General features: G+C 72.9%; 22 protein-coding genes and 1 pseudogene. 13 read left to right on the top strand and 10 right to left on the bottom strand.

Features of this window, described 5'->3' with window-relative positions; all coding sequences use genetic code 11:
• The first annotated feature begins 202 nt into the window (after positions 1–202).
• Both ACIP5W_RS17100 and ACIP5W_RS17105 read left to right on the top strand, forming a co-directional pair.
• The gene (locus ACIP5W_RS17100; RefSeq protein WP_401473350.1) at positions 203–742 is read left to right on the top strand and encodes an MOSC domain-containing protein; all 540 of its coding nucleotides are present in this window, start codon (positions 203–205) and stop codon (positions 740–742) included.
• A 169-nt stretch (positions 743–911) separates the two neighbouring features.
• Positions 912–2057 (top strand): PP2C family protein-serine/threonine phosphatase, encoded by a 1146-nt coding sequence (locus ACIP5W_RS17105; protein ID WP_401473353.1) that lies wholly within the window; start codon positions 912–914, stop codon positions 2055–2057.
• A 319-nt stretch (positions 2058–2376) separates the two neighbouring features.
• On the opposite strand, the gene ACIP5W_RS17110 is transcribed toward ACIP5W_RS17105, so the two are convergent.
• Positions 2377–3129, bottom strand: a complete 753-nt coding sequence (locus tag ACIP5W_RS17110; RefSeq protein WP_401473356.1) for an esterase/lipase family protein — start codon at positions 3127–3129, stop codon at positions 2377–2379.
• 353 nt (positions 3130–3482) lie between these two features.
• On the opposite strand from ACIP5W_RS17110, the gene ACIP5W_RS17115 reads away from it, so the two are divergent.
• Both ACIP5W_RS17115 and ACIP5W_RS17120 read left to right on the top strand, forming a co-directional pair.
• On the top strand, positions 3483–4715 hold the full coding sequence (locus tag ACIP5W_RS17115) for an aminotransferase class V-fold PLP-dependent enzyme (protein WP_401473359.1): 1233 nt from the start codon (positions 3483–3485) through the stop codon (positions 4713–4715).
• Positions 4716–4904: 189 nt separating this feature from the next.
• Positions 4905–5705, top strand: a complete 801-nt coding sequence (locus ACIP5W_RS17120) for a GNAT family N-acetyltransferase (protein WP_401473362.1) — start codon at positions 4905–4907, stop codon at positions 5703–5705.
• Between the two features lie 309 nt (positions 5706–6014).
• On the opposite strand, the gene ACIP5W_RS17125 is transcribed toward ACIP5W_RS17120, so the two are convergent.
• Positions 6015–6473, bottom strand: coding sequence for a hypothetical protein (locus tag ACIP5W_RS17125; protein WP_401473365.1), 459 nt, complete (start codon positions 6471–6473; stop codon positions 6015–6017).
• Between the two features lie 266 nt (positions 6474–6739).
• Positions 6740–6865: pseudogene (locus tag ACIP5W_RS17130) on the bottom strand (family 16 glycoside hydrolase); the annotation flags it as partial.
• Between the two features lie 91 nt (positions 6866–6956).
• Between ACIP5W_RS17130 and ACIP5W_RS17135 the strand changes: the two are divergent.
• Positions 6957–7358 (top strand): MerR family transcriptional regulator, encoded by a 402-nt coding sequence (locus tag ACIP5W_RS17135; protein ID WP_401473368.1) that lies wholly within the window; start codon positions 6957–6959, stop codon positions 7356–7358.
• Here ACIP5W_RS17135 and ACIP5W_RS17140 read toward each other — a convergent pair whose 3' ends face one another.
• Positions 7359–7697 carry a trypco2 family protein gene (locus ACIP5W_RS17140; RefSeq protein WP_401473371.1) on the bottom strand — a complete coding sequence of 113 codons (339 nt, stop codon included), beginning with the start codon at positions 7695–7697 and terminating at the stop codon, positions 7359–7361. It lies immediately after the preceding gene.
• Positions 7698–7773: 76 nt separating this feature from the next.
• On the opposite strand from ACIP5W_RS17140, the gene ACIP5W_RS17145 reads away from it, so the two are divergent.
• The 6 genes from ACIP5W_RS17145 (at position 7774) to ACIP5W_RS17170 (ending at position 16126) form a co-directional block, all read left to right on the top strand.
• Entirely contained in the window at positions 7774–9498 is a 1725-nt protein-coding gene (locus ACIP5W_RS17145; RefSeq protein WP_401473374.1) for a trypsin-like serine peptidase, read from the top strand.
• Complete coding sequence (locus ACIP5W_RS17150; RefSeq protein WP_401473377.1) at positions 9495–11780, top strand: tetratricopeptide repeat protein; 2286 nt, start codon at positions 9495–9497, stop codon at positions 11778–11780. The genes ACIP5W_RS17145 and ACIP5W_RS17150 overlap by 4 nt, the downstream gene beginning before the upstream one ends.
• Positions 11781–11944: 164 nt before the next feature.
• The gene (locus ACIP5W_RS17155) at positions 11945–13498 is read left to right on the top strand and encodes a VWA domain-containing protein (protein WP_401473380.1); all 1554 of its coding nucleotides are present in this window, start codon (positions 11945–11947) and stop codon (positions 13496–13498) included.
• Entirely contained in the window at positions 13495–14400 is a 906-nt protein-coding gene (locus ACIP5W_RS17160) for a hypothetical protein (protein WP_401473383.1), read from the top strand. Before ACIP5W_RS17155 ends, ACIP5W_RS17160 begins: the two co-directional genes overlap by 4 nt.
• Positions 14397–15629: an ABC transporter substrate-binding protein gene (locus ACIP5W_RS17165; RefSeq protein WP_401473386.1), complete on the top strand. Its 1233-nt coding sequence runs from the start codon at positions 14397–14399 to the stop codon at positions 15627–15629. Before ACIP5W_RS17160 ends, ACIP5W_RS17165 begins: the two co-directional genes overlap by 4 nt.
• A gap of 50 nt (positions 15630–15679) precedes the next feature.
• Complete coding sequence (locus tag ACIP5W_RS17170) at positions 15680–16126, top strand: hypothetical protein (protein ID WP_401473389.1); 447 nt, start codon at positions 15680–15682, stop codon at positions 16124–16126.
• Between the two features lie 254 nt (positions 16127–16380).
• On the opposite strand, the gene ACIP5W_RS17175 is transcribed toward ACIP5W_RS17170, so the two are convergent.
• From ACIP5W_RS17175 to ACIP5W_RS17195, 5 genes are all read right to left on the bottom strand, one after another.
• On the bottom strand, positions 16381–16833 hold the full coding sequence (locus ACIP5W_RS17175; protein ID WP_401473392.1) for a hypothetical protein: 453 nt from the start codon (positions 16831–16833) through the stop codon (positions 16381–16383).
• Between the two features lie 222 nt (positions 16834–17055).
• On the bottom strand, positions 17056–18498 hold the full coding sequence (locus tag ACIP5W_RS17180) for a GH1 family beta-glucosidase (RefSeq protein WP_401473395.1): 1443 nt from the start codon (positions 18496–18498) through the stop codon (positions 17056–17058).
• Between the two features lie 114 nt (positions 18499–18612).
• Positions 18613–19536 (bottom strand): carbohydrate ABC transporter permease, encoded by a 924-nt coding sequence (locus ACIP5W_RS17185; RefSeq protein ID WP_401473398.1) that lies wholly within the window; start codon positions 19534–19536, stop codon positions 18613–18615.
• A 12-nt stretch (positions 19537–19548) separates the two neighbouring features.
• Positions 19549–20541, bottom strand: coding sequence for a carbohydrate ABC transporter permease (locus tag ACIP5W_RS17190; protein WP_401473401.1), 993 nt, complete (start codon positions 20539–20541; stop codon positions 19549–19551).
• A 95-nt stretch (positions 20542–20636) separates the two neighbouring features.
• Complete coding sequence (locus ACIP5W_RS17195) at positions 20637–21947, bottom strand: ABC transporter substrate-binding protein (RefSeq protein ID WP_401473404.1); 1311 nt, start codon at positions 21945–21947, stop codon at positions 20637–20639.
• A gap of 298 nt (positions 21948–22245) precedes the next feature.
• Here ACIP5W_RS17195 and ACIP5W_RS17200 point away from each other — a divergent pair, with 298 nt between their 5' ends.
• A complete protein-coding gene (locus ACIP5W_RS17200; RefSeq protein WP_401473407.1) occupies positions 22246–23259 on the top strand; it encodes a LacI family DNA-binding transcriptional regulator in 1014 nt (337 codons plus the stop codon).
• Positions 23260–23439: 180 nt separating this feature from the next.
• Entirely contained in the window at positions 23440–23610 is a 171-nt protein-coding gene (locus tag ACIP5W_RS17205; RefSeq protein ID WP_030933194.1) for a DUF5670 family protein, read from the top strand.
• Positions 23611–23686: 76 nt separating this feature from the next.
• On the opposite strand, the gene ACIP5W_RS17210 is transcribed toward ACIP5W_RS17205, so the two are convergent.
• Positions 23687–24166 carry an ATP-binding protein gene (locus ACIP5W_RS17210; RefSeq protein WP_401473946.1) on the bottom strand — a complete coding sequence of 160 codons (480 nt, stop codon included), beginning with the start codon at positions 24164–24166 and terminating at the stop codon, positions 23687–23689.
• Positions 24167–24186 lie beyond the last annotated feature (20 nt).

Below are 24186 nucleotides of genomic sequence, written 5' to 3' on the forward strand. Positions count from 1 at the left end.
GACACCACCGGTCCGTCGTCGCCGGCCCGTCCTCCCCGCAAACCCCCGTCTACCCCCGACCCCGACGACCATTCCCCGAATTTTTCGCGGGACGGCTCACGGGTCCGGCCGCGACGGACCGGGCCGGTGCGCATCGGATGCCCGACGGTTAAGGTCGTGGCCGGTCATGGTCGTCGAGAAGGTCGAGGAGGGGGCTCCGAGGATGAACGGCACGGTTACGGCAGTCAGCAGCAACGGCGAGCACTCGTTCACCAAGCCCAACCGGGACAGCATCACCCTGCTCGCCGGGCTCGGTGTGGAGGGTGACGTGCACGCCGGCGTGACCGTCAAGCACCGGTCGCGGGTCGCGCAGGACCCCACACAGCCGAACCTGCGCCAGGTCCACCTCATCCACGAGGAGCTCTTCGCCGAGGTCGGTGCGGCGGGTTTCACGGTGGCACCCGGTGACCTCGGCGAGAACATCACCACCCGTGGCATCGATCTGCTCGGCCTGCCGGTCGGCACGCTGCTGCGCATCGGCGAGGCGGTGCTGGAGGTGACCGGGCTGCGCAATCCCTGCCTGCAGATCGACAACTTCGAGGAAGGGCTGCTCAAGCAGGTCGTCGGCCGCGACGGGGCCGGGGCCGTCGTGCGCAAGGCCGGCATCATGAGCGTCGTGAAGGACGGTGGTGCGGTGCGGCCGGGCGACGTGATCACGGCGGAACTTCCCACCGGGCCGCACCGGCCCCTGGGGCGGGTCTGACCGGGCGCCTCCGCGACGACAGGCCGTGACGTGCCCCCGTCACATCACATCGGCCGGACACGACGGCCGGGCCTCGACCGCGGCCACCGCGTCCGGCCGGGTGCGCGCGGGAGCAGCGGACGGGTGACGAACCGATCCCCGTCCAATATGTCCCGATACGATAGAATTCGTGATCAGATCAGTACGGCCCCGACGCCGCCACCGTCCTCCCCGCGGCGGGCAGCGGCAGGCCGTACTGCTGTCCCCGGTCCTCGTCACCGTCCTGATCAGCGGTATCGCGTTCTCCACCCCCCGGGAGATCGCCTTCAGCCGCCTCCTGCCCGCGGCACCCGCCCTCGCGGCCGCGGTGTGGCCGGTTCTCCCGACGGTCCTGCTGGGGGCGTCATGCCTTCTGATCATGATCGGCCTCAGCTTCGTCTATCCCGATCTGGGGACGCCGTACACGGTTGCCGCGATCGCCGCCGTCACCCTCGCCGCCGCCTACGCGAGCCATCTGCGACTCCAGCGGGAGGAGACGCTCTTCCAGGTCCGGCTCGTCGCCGACGCGGCGCAGAAAGTGCTGCTGCGCCCGCTGCCGCACCGCCTCCACGACATCGAGATCGAGTCGCTGTACCGGGCGGCCCAGGAGCAGGCCCGGATCGGGGGCGACTTCTACGAGGTCGCCGACACTCCGTACGGGGTCCGCCTGCTCATCGGCGACGTACGCGGCAAGGGTCTGTCAGCGGTGGGGGCGGCCGCGGCGGTGATCAACTGCTTCCGGGAGAACGCGCACGACCAGCCCGACCTGAGAAGCCTGGTGCGCCGCCTGCAGATCACCATGTCCCGCTACAGTGCCGCGATCCCCGCCGCCGACGAACCGGAGCACTTCGCCACCGCCCTGATCGCCGAGATCCCGAACGGCGGCGGGCACGTCAGGATCCTCAACTGCGGGCATCCACCGCCGGTGTTCGTCCGCAGCGGGCAGATCGACGTCCTCGAGCCCACCCGCCCCTCCACGCCCCTCAACCTCTCGGGGCTCCTCGGGGACCACTATCACGTGGACACCGTGGCCTTCTCCCCCGGCGATCAGATGCTGCTCTACACCGACGGGGTCACGGAAACCCGTGACCGCACCGGCGAGTTCTTCCCGCTGCCGGACTGGGTGCGCCGGCACGACGCGGCCCCGCCCCGTGAACTGCTGGACGAACTGCACGCGGACCTGCTCCGCTACGGCGGCGGCAGACTCGACGACGACGTCGCAGCCCTCGCCGTACGCTGCCGCCCGCATCCCCCCGGCGGCGGCGCCGGGCCGGCCGGCGCCGGTGTGCGGCAATGACGCCGTCACAGGACGTCGTGGGCCGGATGTGTACGCGGTCGGCGTGGCGATCACACCCCGCTGCTCCGGCGTGCAGGGCGCTCGGCCGGTGAACGGTGGTGTCCCGGAGCCAGCACGACGGGGGCCGGGGGCGGCGTCAGCGCGTCGACCCGCCCGCCACGGCCACGGACCGGCAGGACGCGGCCTTCCGGGTCGGTCACCGAGCCGGAGGGACACCCGCGAACGCCTCGTCCCCGGCGGGTGCCGGGGACGAGGCGTGTCGAGCGCGGTCCGCTTCACGGGCGGCCGCCGACGGCCGGGGTCCGTGTTGCGCGGTGCGTCAGGACGCGACGAAGCGGGCGATCTGGCCGAGCACGACCGTGTCCGCGAGGAACCCGATGTGGGTCTGGCAGAGCACGTTGTTGTTGGTCGCACCGTCCAGCCTGGTGCTGGTGTACGGCAGGATGATGCCGTCGCACGCCGAGTACCACGTGGCGTACCTGGTGGTGCCCGGCGTCTCGTCGCCCGAGGTGATCTCGGAGATGAACGAGGAGCCCGGGTACATCTGCCGGCACGTCGTGTAGATCAGGCAGGCGCCGGCGTACGTGGTCCCGTGGTTGGCGCCGGCGATCGAGGCGAGGTGACTGACGCTGGTGTTGCCGCCCAGCACCTTCAGGTAGTACTGGCTGACCAGGCCGCCCATCGAGTGGTTGACGATCGCGACCTTGCTCGCTCCGGTTCGCGCCTTCACGTCGTCGACGAAGGCGGCAAGGCCCTGGGCGTTGGTGATGTTGTTGCCGTAGGAGTTGTACTCGTAGGCGAAGAGGTCGGAGCCGGCCCAGCCGTTGAGCCGGAAGACGCTCATGGCGGTGACCCAGTTGGACGCGTCGCCGGTGTAGCCGTGCACGAAGACGACGGGCGTGCTGGTCGACAGCGCTCCGGCGGCCGTGTCCGACGACTGCGCCGCGGCGGTGCGGGCCGCCGTGGTCGCGGAATCGGCCGCGCCGGCCGTCGACGCCGAGGAGAACAGGGTGAGTGCGGCCGTGGCGGCGGCGAGAACGCCGAGAAGCCGACGTGGGGAACGACGACGCATGAGGGTCTCCTGACAGGGGTGCGGGGTTGCGGGTGCCTGACCCGACCAGAGTCACGGGGCGGGAGGCGGGCGCCATCGGCTGAATCACCAGTGGCCCGGTGAGCGCCCGCGAGGCCGCCGACCGGCCAACGGCCGTCGGTGCGGCACCGTCACCGGCGGCCGGTGGCCGTCCCCGAGGCCGTCCGGAGCCCGACGGAGCGAACCGGATCCCCGCCGCGTCGCCGTCGGCGCCCCCGGCACTCCGGCGGGGCCTGCGATCACCGTCTCCCCCACCGCCGGACGACTGCGAGGCGTGGGTATCGTGACGCGCGTCCCGGCCGTACGGCCGTCCGGCCTCCGACGTCAGGATCCACGTGACCGAGACCCGCGCACCCGTCCCGCCCCGTCCCCTGCTGCTGGCCGACGGCCGGGACGCCGCGTCGGCCTGGACCCTCGACCCCGGGATGCGGCACCTCAACCACGGCTCGTTCGGGGCGGTCCCCCGCGTGGCGCAGGAACGGCAGAGCGCGCTGCGGGACGAGATGGAGCGGGCCCCGGTCGTCTGGTTCCCGCGGCTGCCCGGCCGGATCGCCGCCGCGCGCGCAGCGCTCGCCGACCATCTCCGGGTATCGGCGCGGGACCTGGCGATCGTGCCCAACGCGAGCGCCGGCGCGAGCGTCGTGTACGCCGCCCTCACCGCGCGTCCGGGCGGCGACATCGTGGTCACCGACCACGGCTACGGCGCCGTCACCATGGGCGCCGCGCGGCTCGCCCGGCGCTGGGGCGGACGCGTGCGCACCGCCCGCGTACCGCTCGACGCCGACGCCCGGCAGGCGTGCACGGCGGTGCTGTCCGAGGTGGACGAGCGGGTCGCGCTCATCGTCCTGGACCAGATCACCTCGGCCACGGCACGGCTGCTGCCGGCCGACCGTGTCGGCGAGGAGGCGGCCCGGCGCGGCATCCCGCTGCTCGTGGACGGCGCGCACGCCCCCGGCCTGCTCGCCGCGCCCCTGGAGGGCCTGGTCTGCGACGCCTGGGTCGGCAACCTGCACAAGTGGGGGTGCGCGCCGCGGGGCACCGCCGCTCTCGTGGCCCGCGGTCCGCTGCGCGAGGAACTGCATCCGCTGATCGACTCCTGGAGCGCCGCCGAAGCCTTCCCGGACCGTTTCGACCAGCAGGGCACGCTCGACGCGACCGGCTGCCTCGCGGCTCCGGCGGCACTGGACTTCATCGACGGCACCTGGGGCTGGGACGCCGCCCGCGGGTACATGGACGAACTGGCGGAGTACGGCGCCCGGGTGGTGGCGGACGCGTTCGAGGCGTCGGGCGGCCCGGCGGGGCCGGTCGACGTCGGGATGCCCGTGCCGGGGATGCGTCTGGTGCGGCTTCCGGAGGGGTTGGGAACCAGCCGGATCGAGGCCGACGCCCTGCGTGACCGGGCGACCGCGGAGCTGGGCGTCGAGGCCGCCTTCACCAGCTTCGGGGGAATCGGTTACCTGCGTCTGTCCGCCCACGTCTACAACACCCCGGGCGACTACGAGCACTTCGCCGACGCCTGTGTGCCCGTCGTCGAGAAGTGGGCGCGGGAGGCCCGCGGCCGGCGCTGACTCCTGCCGTCGGGCGGGCGGCGGGGCGGCCGGTGCCCGGGCGGAGGACCGGCGGGTGCCGGGCGTCCGAGGAGCCGCGGGGTGTCCCGGCGCGGCTGTGCCGGGACACCCGGCCCGTTCCGGCGGGCGGGCCACGGTCGTTGTCCTGCGTGACGGTGTACAGAACGCTCGACGACCGAAGGAGCCAAGATGACATCTCGCGCTGCTGCCTCTGTCGAATCGATGGAGCAACTCACCACGGTCTGGCGGACCATGGTGCTCGACCGGGACGCGGACGCCGACGTCCGGGATCTCCCGGGGATCGCCGTTCGCTGGGCCGACTGCCGCTTCGCGTTCTGGAACTGCGTCACGTTGACCGAGGTGGGGGTCGGTGCCGCGCTCCTGGAACAGCGCCTGGCCGAGGCGGCGGACATCATGCGCTCGAAGGAACACCCGGGCTTTCTGTGGCTCTTCGAGGACCTCCTAGACGCCGGGGCGCGCGCAGGCCTCACGGCCGCGGCCGAGCGGGCGGGGCTCGCCCACGCCTTCCCCGGCACCGGCATGGCCGGAGACCTGCTCCCCCTTCCCGAGCCGGCCCATCCGGAACTCACGTTCGTCCGTGTCCGCACCGACGGACAACTGCGCTCGTACGCGGACCTCAACTCGCGCGCCTACGGCTTCCCCCTGGAAGACGGCCGCGACGGGCTCGCCGGCTCCGTGCTGTGGAAGGAGAAGGTGCACGCCTACCTGGGTCTGCGCGGCGACGTCCCGGTCACGTGCGCCGGGGCGGTGGAGGCCGACGGCCGCCTCTTCGTCGTCCTCGTCGCGACGGACCCGCGGTGGGAGCGCAGGGGCTACGGGGAAGCCGTGACGCGCAAGGCGCTCCACGAAGGCGCCCGGGCCACCGGACTGACCCGCGCCACCCTGCACGCGACGGCCGCCGGCGCCCCCGTGTACCCGCGCATCGGCTTCGAACCGAACTCGCCCCTGCACTTCTACGGTCTGCGTTGAGGGATCCTGCCACGAGGCGGCGTGCGCGGCTTCGCGGCGTGCGCAGCTTCACGGCGTGCGCAGCTTCACGGCGTGCGCAGCTTCACGGCGTGCGCAGCTTCACGGCGTGCGCAGCTTCACGGCGTGCGCAGCTTCGCGGCTTCGGCACGGCGATCAGGCCGTCGTCCGGACCCGTCCGGCGGCGGACGGCTGAGGCCCGGCCGGTGTGACCTGGGCCGCCGGCCGGCCCGCCGGTCCGGTGTGCGGGAGGCGGTGACGCGGCGTCGGCCCCGGGGGCGGGCCAGGTCCGCCGCGTGGCGGGCCGGCCCGTCAGGGGCGGCTTCGTCGCCCTCGCGGGGTCTGCCCGGTCTGCTCCGACGTGCCGTCCTCGCCCGGCGCCCGGAGTTCACCGGCACCGGGCGCGCTCCGGGCGGTTTCGCGCAACGCGGCGTCGCGGGCGGCCGTGGCCGTGGTTTCGGCGGCGCGTTCCGCCTGGACGACGTCGTCGAGGTCCGGGTCGTAGACCGCGTTCGGAGCGGCGGCGGCGAGCAGCCGCTCGATGCGTTCCCACTCCGCCAGCTCCGCCCGGCCGCGCTCGTCGTCGGCCACGGGCTCGTGCCCGGACTCCTGGCGCGCGAGGAACCGGGCGTCCTCGAGGGCCTGCGCGACGTCCACCGCGGTCATCCCCTCCGCACGCCGGCGTACCGAGCGCCGCCCGATGCGGGTCTGGTCGGCCATCTCGCGGAACGCGGCCGCGCGAGCGGCGAGGGGACGGCGGGGAGCGGTCATCGGGGCCTCGTATTCATGGAGCATGAGGAAGGCGGCCACCGCCGGACCGCGGTACGGCGGCCCGCCGGAAACAGCTTGCGGCAGGCCTGCATTCTCGCGTGGCCGGAGCCAGGAATCCACCGGCCGGGGAGGGCGGCCGGGACGGCGTCGCGACGACCGGCGCACCCGGTGCGGTGACGCCGGGCTTCCCCGTCCCCGCGGGCCACCGCGGTCGGCGGCGGTTCCTGCCGCCGCCGACCGCGGTCCCGCAGGGGGCCGCCGTCGGGTCACATCAGCGGCTGGATCCGGATGTCGCGGAACCGGACCTTGTTGCCATGGTCCTGCAACCGGATCGCTCCTGCCGCGGCGGTCTCCGGCCGCCCCGAGGCGGTGGGGCCGTCGTAGGTGGCCTCGACGGTGCGCACGGAGACCGCAGTTGAGGTGACGGATCTTCATGAGGGCCAGGCTGCGACTTGAACCGCGGTTCAAGTCGAGGAGGAGCCGGTGACCGATTCACCGCTGGACATCGCCGAGGTCGCGGGGCGGACCGGGTTGGCACCCTCGGCGTTGCGGTTCTACGAGAAGAAGGGCCTGATCGCCGCCACGGGACGCAACGGCCTGCGCCGCACCTACCACCCGGACGTGCTGGAGCGCCTGCCGCTGATCGTGTGTGCGCGCGGCGCCGGCTTCTCGGTGGCCGAGATCGGCCGGTTCCTCGTGGCGCGGCCGTCCGACGCGGATCTGCGCACGGGCATGGCGGCCAGGGCCCGCGACCTCGACGAACAGATCGGCCGGCTCACGCGACTGCGCGACAGCCTGCGGCACGCGGCCGTCTGCGACCACGAGCCGATCGTCGACCGCCCCGACTTCAAGCGGGCCGTCGGCGATGTGCCCCCACCGAGGTAGTCAGCGGGCGCTTTTGTCGTTCCGCTCCGGGGCCGGCCGGCCCTCGTCGCGGCTGACCGAGACCCGTCCTCCCGTGCTGGTCTCGGGCTTCAGCTCGACCTGCACCTGATGGGTCGTCTGACGGTCCACGGATCCGCCGAGTTCGGCCGTCACCACGCCGATGCGCACTCCGCCGCGGCCTGTTCCGGAGTGGTGGACCTGCACGGTGAACGTCAGGCTCACCTTCTCCACGGTGAATCCCAGGGCCCGGCCCTGTGCCTCGTCGCGGGCCCGCTCCAGTTCACCCCGGATCTGGCGGATCACCTCGGTCAGCCCCACGAATCCCGGCCCGTCCGTCAACTCGCCACCCCCATCAGCTCGTTGATCTCATGTCGCCCCAGTATGCGACAGGACCAAGCGCTCGTATAGTCGTGGTATGACGGCCGACGGGGGTGTCGATGATGGTTCGTCACTTGAGACGCCTTGCTGGGCGGTGCGTATCCGGCGGGCGGACGGGAGGATCGCGGGCGCCGGCATCCTGCTGAGCCCGGACCGGGTCCTCACCTGTGCGCACGTGGTCGAGGACAGGAGTGCGCGGTACACCGCGGAGTTCGTCGGAGCGGCGCCCGGCCGCGCCGTGCCCTCGGTGACGGCGTGGGTCGACGGGGACGCGTACGTGCCGAACACCCGCGACGCCGACGGGGATCCCAGCGGTGACGTGGCACTGCTGCGGCTCGAGAGTCCGAGGCCCGCCGCCGAGACGACACCGCTGTACCGGCTCTCCGCGCCCGACCGCGCGGTGCAGATGTACGGCTTCCCCTACGACCACAACGGCGGCATCTGGTTCCGGGCCAGCATCGTCGGTGGTTGCGGCCGCGACGGGCAGGTCCAGCTGAGTCCGACGAGCCCCGGCGAGCTCGCCAGTCCGGGATGCAGCGGCTCGGGCGTGATGGACACCCTGACCGGAAAGGTCATCGGGATGCTCCTCAGCGGGATCGGCGACCGGCACGGGAACCTGTTCTCCTTCATGAGCCCGGCCGAGACCATCGTCCGGCACCTGCCCCAGACCGACCGGTGGATCCGGGGAAGGACAGCCGTCGACGACCGGCTCAGGTCCACGCGCAAGGACGCGGCGGAGGCCCTGCTCGACGAGCCGTTCGCCCAGCGACTCGCCGACTGGCTCCAGAACGACGGACAGCAGGTGAAGATCAGTCTCGTGGCGGCCGACGACGCCGTGCGGGCCGCCACCCTGCGCCGCGCCATCACCCTGGCCGACCGGGAGCTGCGCACCGCCGCCTCCGTGAACCGGGCTTCCCTCGACCCGCCCGGCACCGTCCCGTCGGCCGGCGGTCACGACCTGGCGGTGGACGCGGCGGGGCTCACCTCGGCCCGGATCGGGGAGCGGATCGCCGAGCGCATGGGGCTCTGGCAGCATCCGGCCGACCCGGTGGCCGAGCGCATCAGAGCCGCGGACGTCACCCTCACCCTGGTCGTCGTCGGAGTAGACGAGGCCGCCGACCCGCCGGCCCTGCTGGACCTCCTCGAGACGCTGCGGGCCAGGGGCAGCCGCCTGCTGCTGGTCTTCCGCACCGCCGGCGCGACCTACCACCGGGCCCGGCGCGAACTGGTCGTCGGACCGGAACGGGAACGCCGCGCGCGTCTCGTCGAGCGGCTGGAGCACATCACCGGCCCCCTGGCGCAGACCCTGCGCCGGCGCCTGGCGGCCGTACGGGGCGAGGGCGTCCGGCCCGCCGACGCGGACCTGGTGAGAGCCCATGCCGCACTGGCGGCACTCAGGCGCGCGCAGGACGGCGACGCCGGGCCGCACCAGGACCTGGCCCGCTACGAGCGGCTCGCCGACCGGGTGGCTGCGCGGATGACCACGGCCGTCAACACCCTCGACCGGCTCCGCGAGCGGCGGGCGGAACTCGACGGCAGGCTGCGCGGCTACCACGTCCTGCACCTGGACTCCGTGCAGGGCGAGGAGGAGGACCTGGCGCTGGACGCCCTCCGCCTCCGCGCGCACGAACTGCTGCAGGCCAGGCCGTGCGACGTGCGGGCCGCCGAGGCCGCCGTGGCGGCCTACACCCGCCACGTCGACCGCGGAACCCCTCGCAGACCGGGCCGGGCACAGGGACAGGAAGGCGCCTCCGCGTCATGACATCCCCACCGGCGCCGTGCCCGAGACCCGACTGCACGGGCGGCGTCATCATGGTGACCGGCTTCTGCGACACCTGCCACCGCCGGCCGCCCGGCAGGGCCCGGGTGGCCCCGGCGCGGCCCGCCACCGCCCACGAGGCGCCCGCGCGCCGGCCGGCCGATCCGGCCGCCGACGCGCTCGACAACGACGGCCTGCTGATCCTGCCGTACGTCCCCTCCCCGGATCCGTCCGAGGCCGCGCCCACCACCGCCAGCCCGCCCACCGGGGGCCGGCGCTGCGGCGTCGACAACTGCGCCGGCACCATCGGCGTCACCTACGCCGGCGGCCCCGCCCTCACCCGCGGCTACTGCCCCCAGTGCGGACGGGAGTACTCCTTCGAACCGAGGCTGAAGCCCGGCGACCGGGTCGGCGGCCACTACCGGGTGCTCGGCTATCTCGACGTGGGCGGCATCGGCTGGGTCTACCTGGCGGAGGACACCAGGGTGCCGGACCTGCACGTCGTCCTCAAAGGGCTGATCAACACCGGCGACGCCGTCGCCCGGCGGTCGGCCGTCGAGGAGCGCCGCTCGCTCACCACGCTCCACCACCGGGACATCGTGCGCATCGTGACGTACGTGCAGCACCAGGAGCCCGGCGGGACGGAACCCACCGGTTACCTGGTGATGGAGTACGTGGGCGGCCGCTCGCTCGACTGGATCCGGCGCGCCTCCGAGGAGGAACTGGCGCACCTGTTCGGCGGCTCCTTCGGCATCGGCCACGTCATCACCTACGGCTGCAAGATCCTCGGCGCCCTGGAGTACCTGCACGCCCAAGGGCTGCTGTACTGCGACATGAAGCCCGACAACGTCATCCACTACGGGCGCGACATCAAGGTCATCGACCTCGGCGCCATCCGGCGGACCGACGACCGCACCTCCAGCCTCGTCTACACGTCGGGGTACGCGCCGGCGAAGCCGGAACGCGACGAGCGCGGCTTCCACATCGACACCGACCTGTACACCGTCGGCAAGACGCTGGAGACCCTCGCCGCCCGCGCCGAGCCGGCCGCCGGGCTGGCCGCCCGCTCGTTCGACGCGCTGATCAGACGCGCCACCCACGCCGAATGGGCGGCCCGGTTCGGCTCCGCCGCCGAGATGTCCCGCCAGTTGTGGGAGGTACTGCGCGAACACCAGGCGCTCAGCGGGCACGAGCCGTATCCGGAACGCTCCACCCGGTTCGAGCCGACGGCGGCGGTCTTCGGCGCGGCGCTCGGCACGGTCCCCGCGCCGGCCCACTGGACCGGGCGCTCCGGCCCCGGGGTGCCGGGGCTGCCGGTCGGCGCGCCGGATCCCGCGGACACCGCGCGGGCCCTGCCCGTGCCGATCCCCGATCCGCACGACGCGGCCGCGGTGCTGCTCGGCGGTCTCGTGTCCGGCAGCCCGGAGCGCATCGCGGAACGGGCCGAACGGGACCCGGCGCTCGACACGGTGGAGGCCTCGCTGTGGCTGTGCCGTGCCTATCTCGGCGCCGGGGACACGGGCCGGGCGGGGCAGTGGCTCGACAGGGCCGGCCGGCAGAGCGGTGCCTACGACTGGCGGATCTACTGGCACCGGGGCCTGCGATGGCTGACGGACGGTCAGGTCCAGCAGGCGGAGGGCGAGTTCGCCGCCGTCTACGCCTCACTGCCCGGTGAGTCGGCGCCGAAACTGGCCCTCGGTTTCTGCGCGGAGCACCTCTCGGCCGCGGAACGTCAGACCGAGGCCTACTACGAGGCCGTGTGGCGACGGGACCGCACGCAGGGCAGCGCGGCGTTCGGGCTCGCCCGGCTCCATCTGCGCCGCGGGGACCGGGCTCGGGCCGTCGCCGTCCTCGACGAGGTGCCGACCACCTCACGGCACTACGACGCCGCGCGCGTCGCGGCGATCAGGGTGCTCGCCGGCCGGCTGGACTCCTCCGGTCCCACGGTGGACCAGTTGGGCGACGCGGACCGGCGGCTGGCCCGGCTCGAGGAGCACCTGTCCGGCAGCGGGACATGGGACCGGCTGCTCGCCGAGGTCCGCGGCAGCGCCTTCGCCTGCCGGCCGCCCGACGGCTGGGGGCCCCGCTTCCCGGCCGGTGACCGGTTCGGTCCGGAGGACACGCCGCGGGCTCTGAGCGCGCTGCTCTCCCGCTCGCTGAAGAGACTCGCGGACCAGGCGGGCGACGCCGCCGAGCGCGGCGACCTGCTCGACCGGGCGTACGCGGTCCTGCCGCGGGCCACCGGCCTGCGGGAGCTGCTGCACGGATGGCGGCGGACGCCGTGAAGGGACAAGGACGTGCCGCGAAAGCAGCGTCGTCAGCCCGCCGAGCCGGGGGCACCCCCTCCGGGGGAAGAACTTTCGCAACGCGCACCAGGCCCGCGGGCGGCACGCCGACGGGCCCGGAACGGGCCGACGGCCCGCCGACGAGGGCGAGGAGCACGGACACCGTGAACACAGGGGCAGCCGCGAACGAAGACCCGGACGGCATGGCCGCGGCCGGCGCGGGCGCGGCGGGGAGCACCTCGGCCGGCGCGGGGGCGGCCGGGAGCACCTCGGCCGGCGCGGGGGCGGCCGGGAGCACCTCGGCCGGCCTCGACATCAGCCAGTGGAAGTACCTGTCCGGCCGGGCGCGCGAACCGCAGATGCACGCCATCGTGACCGTCCGGGCGGACGGCACCGGGAACGGCGGCGCCGCGGGTCCCGTGCTGGCACAGGTGCTGGCGGTGGACTGCTCCGGTTCGATGGCCTATCCGCAGGAGAAGCTGCGCGCGGCCCACCAGGCCGCCGTGGCGGCGCTGCGGCTGCTCCCCGACGGCACCCCCTTCGCCGTGGTCCGGGGCACCCAGTCGGCGAGCATGGTGTATCCGCCGACGGAGACCATGGCCCGGGCGGACGCCCGGCACCGTGCGGAGGCGGAACGGGCCGTGCACCGCCTGGTCGCGGGCGGCGGCACCTGCATCGGCAGCTGGCTCGACCTGTCGCGCCGGCTGCTGACGGAGGCGGACGCGCCCATCGGACACGTCCTGCTGCTGACCGACGGCAAGAACCAGCACGACGACCTGATGCCGCTGGCGGACGTCCTGGAGGCCTGCGCGGGGCGCTTCGTGTGCGACGCCTGGGGCATCGGCGACGGCTGGGACGGCCGGGAGCTGCTGCGCATCACCAGCCGTCTGCACGGCCGGACCTCCTCCGTGCAGGACGAGGCGGCGCTCGCGCACGAGTACGAGCAGCTGATGCACCGGCTGCTTGCCAAGAGGCTTCCCGAGCTGGTGGTCTCGGTGACCCCCATGGCCGGGGCCGGGGTGCGCTATCTCAAGCAGGTCTTCCCCACCGAGGTGGAACTCGATCCCGTCGGCACGGACGCCGACGGGACGCGGCGGTTCGTCACGCGGGCGTGGGGCGACGAGACCCGCCGCTACCAGCTCTGCCTGTCCGCCGACCCCACCGGGCGGCCCCGCGGGGAGGACCTCCAGCTCGCGGTGGTGTCCCTCGACGTTCCCGGCGGTGACGGGGTGGAGCTGGCACCGCCCCGGCCGTGCCTGGTGCACTGGACCGACGACGCGGCGCTGTCCGGGCACAGCGACGTCCACGTCGAGCACTTCGAGCAGCACCAGCGGCTCGGCGAGGCCGTCGCGGCCGCCACCGACGCCCACCGCAACGGTGAGCGTGACGCGGCACAGCACCACCTGGGCAGGGCCGTGCAGCTCGCCCACGCCATCGGCGCCGACCAGTCGCTCGGCCGGCTGGAACGGCTCGTGGAGATCGACGACCCGGCGGCGGGCCGGGTCCGGCTGCGTCCCGGCGTGGCGGCCGTCGACTTCGAGCATCTGATCACCGCCAGCAGTCACAGCACGTACGGCCCCGCGTCGGGCACCGCCGACCCGGTGGTCGCCGGCGGGCCGGGAGCGGCGATGCTGCGGTGCCCGGCCTGCGAGGGGGAGGTGCCCGCGGCGGCACGTTTCTGTCCGCTGTGCGGGCACGGACTCCAGGGGCGGCCGTGAGCACCACCGGGCGGGACCTGACCCGCAGGCTCCGGCTGCTGCTGGCCCTCGGTGCCGTCACCACCCTCGCCCTGTTCGCCGCCTACCGGGGCGTGCACGACGACACGGTGCCGCTGGCGTCGTCGAGCACGCCGGGGATCCTGGCCGTGGACACCGCGAAGACCGCGCTGCAACGGGCGCACGCGGCCGTCGACGGGCGCGGGGCGGCGGGCGACACGACCGGTGAGTTCCACACGCAGCTGTCGGTCGCCCATCAGAGCATCGCCGTCGCGGCCTCGGAGAACGTCACCGGCCCGGCGGACCGGCACACCCTGCAGACCGTCACCGGGCTGATCACCGTCTACTCGGCCTGGGTGGAGCGAGCCGGCAAGGAGACGGACCCGTCGCTGCGCGCGGCCTACCTGCACTACGCCGGGCAAGGGCGGAACGACATAGTCGACCGCCTCGACGAGCTGCGCGCCGGACAGGTGCGGGTCGCCCGGGAACAGGCCTCCTTCCCCTGGCCGTTGTGGCTGGGCTGGGGAGCGGTCCTGGTGCTGTGCCTCGTTCTGTGCGCGGCTCTGGTGGAGGCGCAGCGGTTCGCGCGGCTCCGCTTCCGCAGCGCGGTGCACCCGCCCCTGCTCGCCGCCACGGTGCTGTGCGCGGGCGGGGTGGCGGTCCTCGGCTGGTTCACCGTACGGGCGCACGCGGCGATGCGTGACTCCCTCGCGGAGCTGCGCACGACCCGGTCCCCGGACGAGATCCCCGAGGCCGGTGCGGACGTGGGGCGGTACCTGGCGGATGCCGGTCTCTGGGCGTCCCTGTCCGAATGGATCATCGTGGGAGGGGCGTTGCTGATGGCGCTGATCTGGGTGGGGCTGTGGCCGCGCATCGCCGAGTACCGGTTCCGGGCGCCGCGATGAGACGCCTTCGGCCCCGGACGCTCGGCATCGTCTGCGTCTGTCTGGTCCTGCTCGCGGCCGGGGTGATCACGGGAGTGCGGTGGGCGCGCGGCTGGACGGGTTCGGTGACCGTGCTCGCCAACTGGGGCGGCGAGGAGAAGGACCAGTTCGAGCGGGCCATGCGGCGGTTCGAGGACGAGTACCGCATCGACGTCGTCTACCAGGGCAGCTCCGCCCTGAGCCAGGTGCTGGCCGCCGACCTGGCTGCCGGGACCCAGCCCGACGTGGCCGTGCTGCCCGGACCGGGCGAGCTGATGGCCTACGCGGCCGAGGGCCGGCTGGAGCCGCTGGACGGCCTGTTCGAGGCCGGTGCCTACGACCGTGTGTGGATGCCGAAGGTGGCGGGCGAGGACGGCCGGGAACGCACCTACTGGCTGCCGGTCAAGACCGGCCTCAAGAGCATGGTCTGGCACGCGGGCGACATGTCGGCGGAGCGGATCGCCCGGGTCGCCGCCGACCCCGGGGGCTGGTGCCTCGCCATGGGGTCCGGCGCGACCTCCGGCTGGCCGGGCACCGACTGGGTGGAGGACGTCCTGCTCCAGCAGTCCGGCCCGCGGGTCTACGAGCAGTGGGCGACCGGCCGCATCGCGTGGACGGACCCGCGGGTACGCGGGGCCTGGCGGACGTGGGGCGACATGGTGGGCGCGGGCGACAGGACCCGCGTCGACCGGGTGCTCCAGGACGACTTCGCCCAGGACTGCCCGCGGCAGCGCCTGGAGCACCAGGGGTCGTTCCGGGACACCCACTGGAAGCGTGTCGCGGGCGACTTCGTCCACTCCGCCGAGGTGATCCCCGGCGCGGCGGGCGATGCGGGCGGGTGGGAGGTCTCCGGCGACCTCGCGGCCATGCTGAACGCGACCGACGAGGCCCGGCAGCTGATCCGCTTCCTGGCCGACCCCGGCACCGCGCTGCCCGACTTCTCGGCCAACAGGAAGGCCGCGGCGCCGGACGGCCGGCAAGATCCCCTGAAGCGGAAGGTCGGCTCGATCCTGCGCGGCTCCGAGCGCCATTTGTGCTGGGACGCCTCCGACACCATGCCCCCCGCCCTGCGCAACGCCTTCCACCAGGCGGTCCTGCACTTCCTCGCCGCACCCGACCGGCTGGAGGACCAGCTGCGAGCCCTGCAGGCCCTGAACGGCGGACCGCGCCCGACACTGCCGGTGTGCGGCACCGGCCCGGCGACGGACTGACGGCGCTGTGGCACGATTTCCCCTCAGCCACACCGTTTTGGGGGGACATCATGCGCACTCGCGCCTCGATCATCGTCGCCGCGGGGCTTCTCGCCCTCACGGCCTGCTCGTCCGGCAAGGACGACGGCGGGTCCGCGAGCGACTCCGGTCCGGCCGACGCCGAGCAGACCGTCGCCGTCCCGAAGGAGCACGAGGGAGACGACCTGGAGGCCGCCGCTGCCGTCTACACCTCGGCCTACTTCGCGGCCGACACCGACACCGCGTACGCCATGCTCTCCGCACGCTGCCGCGAGGAGATCGGCGCGGACGCGTACGCCGCCGTCGTGAAGCAGGCGAAGGCCGCCCACGGGCCGGACCACCCGGCGACCGACGTGCGGGCCGAGGTGTCCGGCGCACTCGGCCGCGTCAGCTACAAGGTCCAGGGCCTGCCCGGGTTCGACCAGCAGGCGCAGCCGTGGGCGCTGGAGGACGGCGGCTGGAAGTACGACGCCTGCTGACCTCCTGCTGCGCGCGGGCCTCCCGTCGCGCGGCGGTCGGCCCCGTTCCCGTGCGACGGGGCCGACCGGTCGAGCCGGCTCCCACCGCCGTGGGACCGGGCGGTACCGCACGTCCGCCACGGCCGGGGGATCGTCGCCGGTGCGCCGCTCCAGCCGGACGGGGACACCCCGGACGGGGACACCACCGGGATCGTCGAACAGCGGGATCCCGTCTCCGAGGAGCACCTGAGCGATGTGCGGGGCGATCTCGTCGGTCAGCCCGCGTTCGAGGAGCTGCCGGCCGATCGAGGCCGAGAGGATCTCGAGGTTCTCGCCGTCGGCCGCTGCGGGCCCGCTGCGGGCCCGGTGCGGACCGCTTCGGCCGCATCGCAGGTCAGGAAGGTCGCGTCCGCGGTGGGACGGGTGTCCTCGGGACGGTGCGTGAGGACGAACACCGGCCCCTGCCGCCGGCCTCCGTAGATGCCGCCGGCGTCGGGGGAGGCGTCCCGGCCGTCCCGCCCTCCCGGCGCGGCGCCGGTCGTCCCGGCGTACTCCTCGACGAGGCCGGGACAAAACGAGAGCCCCGTCATCCGGTCCATCGCGTGATCCGGCCCCGCCACGAACCCGTCCAGCGACATCGTGAAGTGCCGGAGCACCTTGCCCCCGGCGCCCTGCCGTGACGTGCCGGGCACGGTGGCCTCGCTCCGCGGGGTGTCCGCTGCCACCATGACCGGTCATCTCGGCGAAGGATCTGCCGCCTTGGACCCGGCACGTCGTCGAAATTCACCGGCGGCGGCGATGTCCATCGGCCGGCCCGGCACGGGCCGCGGTGCCGGCCGGGGTCCGCCCGCCGGGAGGGGCCGGGCTCCACGAGGAGGACGGATCCGTCTCCGGACCCCGCGGACCGGGGCCCGAAGACGTCGTGACGCGGCGCCTGCCGGGCGGCGGGGTCAGGCGCCGGGGAGCACGCCGGTGCGGGCCACTTCGGAGTACCAGCGGGCACTGGCCTTGGGAATGCGGGTACCGGTCGGATAGTCGACGTAGACGGCGCCGAAACGCTTGCTGTAGCCGTATCCCCACTCGAAGTTGTCGAGCAGCGACCAGAGGAAGTAGCCGCGCACGTCCGCGCCGTCCGCGATGGCCTGGTGGACGGCGGCCAGGTGGCCCCGCAGGTAGGAGATGCGGGCGGGGTCGTTGACGTTGCCGGAGGGGTCGGCGTAGTCGTCGAACGCGGCGCCGTTCTCGGTGATGACCAGCGGCAGCCCGGGGAAGTCGGACGCCAGTCGGCCCAGCAGTTCGTGCAGGCCGCTCGGGTCGACGGCCCAGCCCATGGCGGTGGTCTCGCCCGGGGGCTGGTGGAAGGCGACGTCGTCGGCGGTCGGCCACGGGCTGTGGGAGCTCTGGCCGTGCCCGTCCGAGGTGTGGGTGCCGCTGCCGTCCGCCCGGGAGACCACGGTGGGCGTGTAGTAGTTGACGCCGAGGAAGTCCAGCGGCTGGTGGATCTGCCGCAGGTCGCCGTCGCGGACGAAGGACCAGTCGGTCAGCGGCGCGGTTTCCTTGAGGAGGTCCTCCGGGTAGGCGCCCCGCAGCATCGGTCCGGTGAAGACCCGGTTGGCCAGCGCGTCGATGCGGCGGACGGCGTCGGCGTCGGCGGCGTCGCCGGTGAGCGGGCGGAGATGGTGGAGGTTGAGCGTGACCGAGCACTGGGCGTCGGCGGGGATGCGGTCGCGCAGTGCCTGGACGGCCAGGCCGTGGGCCAGGTTGAGGTGGTGGGCGGCGCGCAGGGCGTCGACCGGGTCGGTGCGGCCGGGGGCGTGCACGCCGGAGCCGTAGCCGAGGAAGGCGCTGCACCAGGGTTCGTTGAGAGTGGTCCAGGTCTTCACCCGGTCCCCGAGCGCGTCGGCGGCCAGGGCCGCGTACTCGGCGAACCGCTCGGCGGTGGCGCGCTCCGGCCAGCCACCGGCGTCCTCCAGCTCCTGCGGCAGGTCCCAGTGGTAGAGGGTGGCGACGGGCTGGATGCCCTTGTCCAGCAGTTCGTCGACGAGACGCCGGTAGAAGTCCAGGCCCTTCTGTGCGGCCGGACCGCTGCCGGTGGGCTGGATCCGGGGCCAGGCGAGGGAGAAGCGGTAGGCGCCGATGCCGAGTTCGGCCATCAGGGCGACGTCCTCGCGCCAACGGTGGTAGTGGTCGGTGGCGATGTCACCGGTGTCGCCGTTGCGGACCCGGCCCGGGGTGCGGGCGTAGGTGTCCCAGATGGACGGCGTGCGGCCGTCCTCCGCGGCGGCCCCCTCGATCTGGTAGGAGGCGGTCGCGGAACCCCAGAGGAAGCCCTCGGGGAAGGTGCGGGGGGCCTGCGGGCCGGGAGCGGTGTGCTGTTGTGCTGCGGTGACCACGTGGGTCCTTTCCAGGTGGGTGAGTGAGTGGTTGATGAGGGGGTGAGCGGGTGGCGTGGCGTGGGCGGGAGTACGGGTCCGGGGGCGGGGCCGGTGGCCGGCCGGTGTGCCGGGTCAGCCCTTGACGGCGCCCGCCATGATGCCGCTGACGATCTGACGGCCGAAGACGACGAACATCGCCAGCAGCGGCAGTGTGCCGAGCAGCGCGCCCGCCATGATCAGGGACTGGTCCCGGATGTATCCGGCGCTGAGCTGGGTGAGGGCGACGGGGACCGTCGGGTTGGTCATGTCGAGCACCACGAAGGGCCAGAAGAAGTCGTTCCAGGCGTGCACGAACGTGATCATGAACAGGACGGCCATCGCGGGGCGCGCCACGGGCAGCACGATGCTCCAGAAGATCCGCAGGGAGTGCGCGCCGTCCACGCGGGCGGCCTCGACCAGCTCGTCCGGCAGGGCCTCCGACAGGTACTGCCGCATGAAGAAGACGCCGACCGCGCTCACCAGGGTGGGGAAGATGACGGCGGGCAGCTCCTGCGACCAGCCCAGCTCGGACATCATCATGAACAGCGGTACGACGCCGAGTTGCGGCGGCACCATCATGGTGCCGATCACCAGCATGAGCAGCACGTTGCGGCCCTTGAACCGCAGCTTGGCGAAGGCGAAGCCGGCCAGCGTCGCGAACATGACGGTGGACAGGGCGATGACACCGGCCACGATCAGGCTGTTGACCATGGCCTTGCCCATCGCCGCCTCGTCCCAGGCGCGGGCGAGGTTGCTGAAAAGGTTCGGGCCGGGCAGGAACGGCGGCGGCGTCTGGCTGACGCGGGTGTTGTCGGTCGAGGCGGCCACCATGGTCCAGTACAGCGGAAAGATCGACACGACGGCCGTGATCGCGAGCAGGACGTAGGCGAGCGGGCCCGCGTGGTGCTGGCGGCCGGCGCGCTGGCCGAGCATCCGGCGGCCGCCGCCGGCGGCGGGCTTCTTCGGGGCGGTCCGGGCCGGAGCGTCCGCCCGGACCGGGAGGCTTTCTGTGGTCATGGGGACTCCTGGTCAGGACGTGCGGGAGCGCAGGCGCTTGATCAGGCGCTGCGTGACGAAGACGAGGACGAGCAGCAGGAACATCGCCCAGGCGACGGTCGCCGAGCGGCCCATCTGGTAGTTCTTCCAGCCCTCCTCGTACAGCAGCAGGCCCAGCGTCTGGTACTGGTTGTCCGCGCCGCCCGTCACGCCGTTGGGCCCCTGGCCGAAGATCAGCGGTTCGCCGAACAGCTGGGTCGCGCCGATGGTGGAGAGCACGATGGTGAAGACGATGGTGGAGCGGATCCCGGGCACGGTGACGTTGGTGAACTGCCTCCAGCGGGAGGCGCCGTCGATGGCGGCGGCCTCGTAGCGGTCGGCCGGGATGGCCTGCATGGCGGCCAGGTACAGCAGCGCGTTGTATCCGGTCCAGCGCCAGATGACGATGGTGGAGATCGCGGCCTGGGCGGGCCACTTGTCCGCCTCCCAGTCGACCGGGTCCAGGCCGACCAGACCGAGCGTCCAGTTGATCATGCCGAAGTCGCGTTCGAACAGCATGGTGAACACGAGGGCGGCGGCGCCGACCGAGGTGGCGTAGGGGACGAGCGAGGCGATGCGGAAGAAGAGCGAGCCGCGCATCCTGTAGTTGAGCAGGTGGGCCAGGCCGAGCGCCATCAGCAGCTGCGGCACGGTGGAGATGACGCCGATGGTGATGGTGTTCGCCGTCGCGTTCCAGAACCGGGAGTCGTTCCAGAGGTCGACGTAGTTGTCGAACGCCACCCACTCCATGACGTCGAGGGTGGCCAGTTCCACCCGGTGCAGGGAGATCCAGGACGTGTAGACGAGGGGGTAGAAGCTGAACGCGGCGAACACGACGAAGAACGGGGCGACGAACGCGTACGGTGCGCCCTTGACGTCCAGCCGGTGCAGCAGCGCACCGCGCCGCCGGACGGCGCCGTCGCCGTCCGGCCGGGACGGTCCTCGACGCCCCTCGCCGGCCTGGGCCTTGGAGATGGAGGTGGCCACCGGAGTTCCTTTCTGAGAGCGGGGGGGTGTGAGCCGGCCGCCCGGGCCCGCGGGCGAGGTGCGCGCGGACCCGGGTGGCCGGCGAGGGCGACGGGTCAGCCGACCGCCTTCTCGATGCGCTCCGCGGTGGTCTTCCAGGCCTCGTCGCGCGAGGTGCCCTGCTGCTCGATGAGGGTCAGGCCCTGCGAGAAGGTGTCCTTGATCGTGCCGTCCTTGCGTCCGAGGACCTGCTTGTCGGGGATCTCCCGGGCGGCCGCGCCGAAGATCTGGCCGATCGGGGCGTTGTTGAAGTACTCGGAGGTGACGTTCTGCACCTCGGGCATCTCCAGCGCCTTCTGCGAGGACGGGACGCTGCCCTGCTTCTCGAAGATGTGCGCCTGCTGTTCGGGAGCGGTCAGCCAGGCGACGAGCTTCTTGGCCTCCTCCTGCACCGGGCTCTGCTCGACCACCCCGAGGAAGGAACCGCCCCAGTTGGCGCCCTTGGGTGCCTTGGCGACGTCCCACTTGCCCTTGTTGGCCGCGCCCGCCTTCTCGCCGATGTGGCCGAGCATCCAGGCCGGGCAGACGGCCGTGGCGAAGGTGCCGTTGGCCAGGCCGGGGTCCCAACCGGGCTGGAACTGGCGGAGCTTGGCGGTCAGGCCGGCCTCCGCGGCGTCGGCGGCGAGGTTCCAGGCCTCCTTGACGGCGGGGTTCTCGTCGTAGATCAGGTCGCCCTTGGCGTTGTAGTACTGCTCGGAGTAGCCGTAGACCATGGCGTTGAACAGGCCGCTCGCCGCGTCCATGTACGCCACTTTGTCACCCTTGAAGTCCTTCTTGAAGGTGCGGCCGACCTCGACGTACTTCTTCCAGTCCCCCTGCCAGAGCTTGGCGACCTCCTCGCGGTCGGTGGGCAGACCGGCCTTCTCGAAGTAGTCCTTGCGGTAACAGACGGCCATGGGGCCGATGTCGGTGCCGAGTCCGAGCACCTTGCCGTCCGCGGTGGTGATCTGGGACTGCTTCCACGGCAGGAAGTGGTCGGTGCCGGTCACGTCGGAGAAGTCCGCGAACTTGTCGGCCTGGGTGTCGACGATCTCCTTGGCCCGGCCGATCTCGATGCCCTGGATGTCCTTCAGCCCTTTGCCCCCGGCCAGCCGGGTCTGCAGGGCGGTGTAGTACGTCTGCTCGTCACCGGCCACCTCGGCCTTGATGTCGACGTTCGGGTTTTCCTTCTCGTACTGCTCGAGCAGGCCCGTCTCCTTGAAGCCCATCACCCCGTACATGCCCATGGTGATGGTGACCTTGCCGTCCTTCTTGCCGCCACCCGTCGCCGAGTCGTCACTGCCTCCACAGCCGACGACGAGCGCGAGCGCACCGGCGGCCGCGACGACCGCGGCCGCTCGCGTGCGCGGGGTCCTGTGAGTGCTCATGAATGTCCTCCTAGCGACGGCGCTGACGCACCGGAGTGGCGGGTTGCAGGTGGGGGCTACGGCGGTACGACAAGCGGTGGGAACGTGCCCACCAGATGGTGGGCACGTTCCCACCGGCGGATGGAAGACTCGTGGCAGCGAACGGCTATGTCAATGACTTGAAAACAATTCGTTGCCGAACCGGACGTCCGGCGTTCGTTCCACGACTCGGCGAGGGTGCTGCCGTCACCGTGGTGTCTGCCACAATTGCCGCTGGTCACGTCCGCGGCGCCGCCGCGGTAGCCGCCCGGAGGAGCACATGACAGGGAACCGTCAGCCCACGATCAAAACCGTCGCCGCCCGCGCCGGGGTAGGGCGGACCACGGTGTCCCGCGTCATCAACGGCTCGGACCTCGTCAGCGCGGATGCCCGGGAACGGGTCCTGGCGGCGATCAAGGAACTGAACTACATCCCCAACTCCGTGGCCCGGGGCCTGGTGACCAGCCGCACCGACTCGGTGGCGCTGGTGATCCCGGAGTCCGAGAGCCGGCTCGGATCGGAGCCGTTCTTCGCCGCCCTGATCCGCGGCGTGAGCGCGGCGCTCGCCGAGACCCGGACCCAGCTGCAGCTCACGCTCGTCCGCGACCAGCTCGAGCGGGACCAGCTCACCACGTCGGTGGCGACCCGCCGGGTCGACGGCGTACTCCTGGTCTCGGTCCACGCGCACGACCGGCTGCCCGGCATGCTGGAGGAGATGGGGCTGCCCACCGTGCTGGCCGGCCGCAGGGACGAGCGGGAGCGGCTCAGCTACGTCGACTCCGACAACGCCGGAGGCGCCGCGGCGGCCGTCCGGCACCTGCTGGACCGGGGCCGCCGCCGCATCGCCACCATCACCGGGACGCTCGACATGGACGTCGGCCGCAGCAGGCTGGCCGGCTGGCGCGACGCCCACCGCGAGGCGGGAGTGCAAGCCGACGAATCCCTGGTCGAGGGCGGCGACTTCACCGAGGAGGGCGGGCGCCGGGCGATGCGTTCACTTCTTGAACGTGCGCCGGATCTGGACGCCGTGTTCGCCGCGTCGGACCTCATGGCAGTCGGCGCCATGGCCGAACTGCGCCGCCAGGAACGGCAGGTGCCGGGCGATGTCGCCGTCGTCGGATTCGAGGACTCCGTGCTCGCCCGCCACACCGCCCCGCCACTGACCACGGTGCGTCAGCCGGTGGAGGAACTGGGCCGGACGATGGCCCGGATCCTGACCGACATCACCCGGCACGGCGCCGACCGGCAGCAGTTGACGCTGCCGACCGAGTTGGTGGTGCGCGAGTCGTCGTGAGAGGCGTCGCTCTCCGCCGGGCGCACGGCGGGAGCCTCCGGAATCCCTCGCGTTCCGGGACGAGGCGAGCATCGGTGGAGAAAGTGAGGGGGGTGCCCGGAAGTACGGTGAAGAAACCAGGTGATCCGGCCGTATGTTCTTCCGTTCGCCGGGCACCAGGAGCGGCGGAGGTTGATAACCATGGTTCCCCTGCTTCTTGTTCTCCTGCTGGCTCTGATCCTCTTCGGCGCGGGCTTCGCGCTGAAGGCACTGTGGTGGATCGCCGTGATCGTGCTGGTGGTCTGGCTGCTCGGCTTCGTCATGCGCAGCGCGGACACCGGCGGCCGCAAGGGCCGCTGGTACCGCTGGTGACCCGCTGGACGACAGCGTGACTGTGGGCCCCGGGAACACCCGGGGCCCACAGTCCTACTCCGGACGGGAACGTCCGTCACACCGGGCCGCGGGCGGCGACACCGCTGTCGGCCGCGTCGGACAGGGCGATGCGGGCCGTGATCCGTTTGCCGACCGGCTCCTGGTGGACCGAGAGGTCCTCGGTCACCGCCTTGACGATCTCCAGGCCGTGCTGGCCGATCCTCGCCGGATCCGCGGCCCGCGCGGCGGGGACCGTGGGATCGCTGTCCCACACGGTCACCTCCACGCTGTCGGCGATGATCCGCAGTTCCATCAGGACGGGCCCGGGGGCGTACTTGCGGGCGTTGGTGACCAGCTCGCTGACCACCAACTGGGTCAGGTCCGTCGCGCGGGCGGACACGGCCAGCCGATGACCGTCGCGGACCTGTTCGAGGAAGGCGGTGGCATGGTGGCGGGCCTCGGCGATGCAGCCGTCGTTCCCGCCCAGAGCGAAGGCGGCGCGCAACAGGCGGTCGCCGGACGCCCTGCAGTCGCCGTCGTCGGCCTCGGATCCCACCAGCACAGCCCCACTCCCCG

The organism is Streptomyces sp. NPDC088766, assembly GCF_044750845.1.
Taxonomy (GTDB): domain Bacteria; phylum Actinomycetota; class Actinomycetes; order Streptomycetales; family Streptomycetaceae; genus Streptomyces.

Excerpts from the sequence above, each read along its gene's own strand:
- ACIP5W_RS17100 (WP_401473350.1), top strand. The coding sequence starts at position 203 with ATGAACGGCACGGTTACGGCAGTCAGCAGCAACGGCGAGCACTCGTTC.
- ACIP5W_RS17110 (WP_401473356.1), bottom strand. The coding sequence starts at position 3,129 with ATGCGTCGTCGTTCCCCACGTCGGCTTCTCGGCGTTCTCGCCGCCGCC.
- ACIP5W_RS17120 (WP_401473362.1), top strand. The coding sequence starts at position 4,905 with ATGACATCTCGCGCTGCTGCCTCTGTCGAATCGATGGAGCAACTCACC.
- ACIP5W_RS17125 (WP_401473365.1), bottom strand. The coding sequence starts at position 6,473 with ATGACCGCTCCCCGCCGTCCCCTCGCCGCTCGCGCGGCCGCGTTCCGC.
- ACIP5W_RS17145 (WP_401473374.1), top strand. The coding sequence starts at position 7,774 with ATGACGGCCGACGGGGGTGTCGATGATGGTTCGTCACTTGAGACGCCT.
- ACIP5W_RS17150 (WP_401473377.1), top strand. The coding sequence starts at position 9,495 with ATGACATCCCCACCGGCGCCGTGCCCGAGACCCGACTGCACGGGCGGC.
- ACIP5W_RS17165 (WP_401473386.1), top strand. The coding sequence starts at position 14,397 with ATGAGACGCCTTCGGCCCCGGACGCTCGGCATCGTCTGCGTCTGTCTG.
- ACIP5W_RS17170 (WP_401473389.1), top strand. The coding sequence starts at position 15,680 with ATGCGCACTCGCGCCTCGATCATCGTCGCCGCGGGGCTTCTCGCCCTC.
- ACIP5W_RS17175 (WP_401473392.1), bottom strand. The coding sequence starts at position 16,833 with ATGGTGGCAGCGGACACCCCGCGGAGCGAGGCCACCGTGCCCGGCACG.
- ACIP5W_RS17185 (WP_401473398.1), bottom strand. The coding sequence starts at position 19,536 with ATGACCACAGAAAGCCTCCCGGTCCGGGCGGACGCTCCGGCCCGGACC.
- ACIP5W_RS17195 (WP_401473404.1), bottom strand. The coding sequence starts at position 21,947 with ATGAGCACTCACAGGACCCCGCGCACGCGAGCGGCCGCGGTCGTCGCG.
- ACIP5W_RS17200 (WP_401473407.1), top strand. The coding sequence starts at position 22,246 with ATGACAGGGAACCGTCAGCCCACGATCAAAACCGTCGCCGCCCGCGCC.
- ACIP5W_RS17205 (WP_030933194.1), top strand. The coding sequence starts at position 23,440 with ATGGTTCCCCTGCTTCTTGTTCTCCTGCTGGCTCTGATCCTCTTCGGC.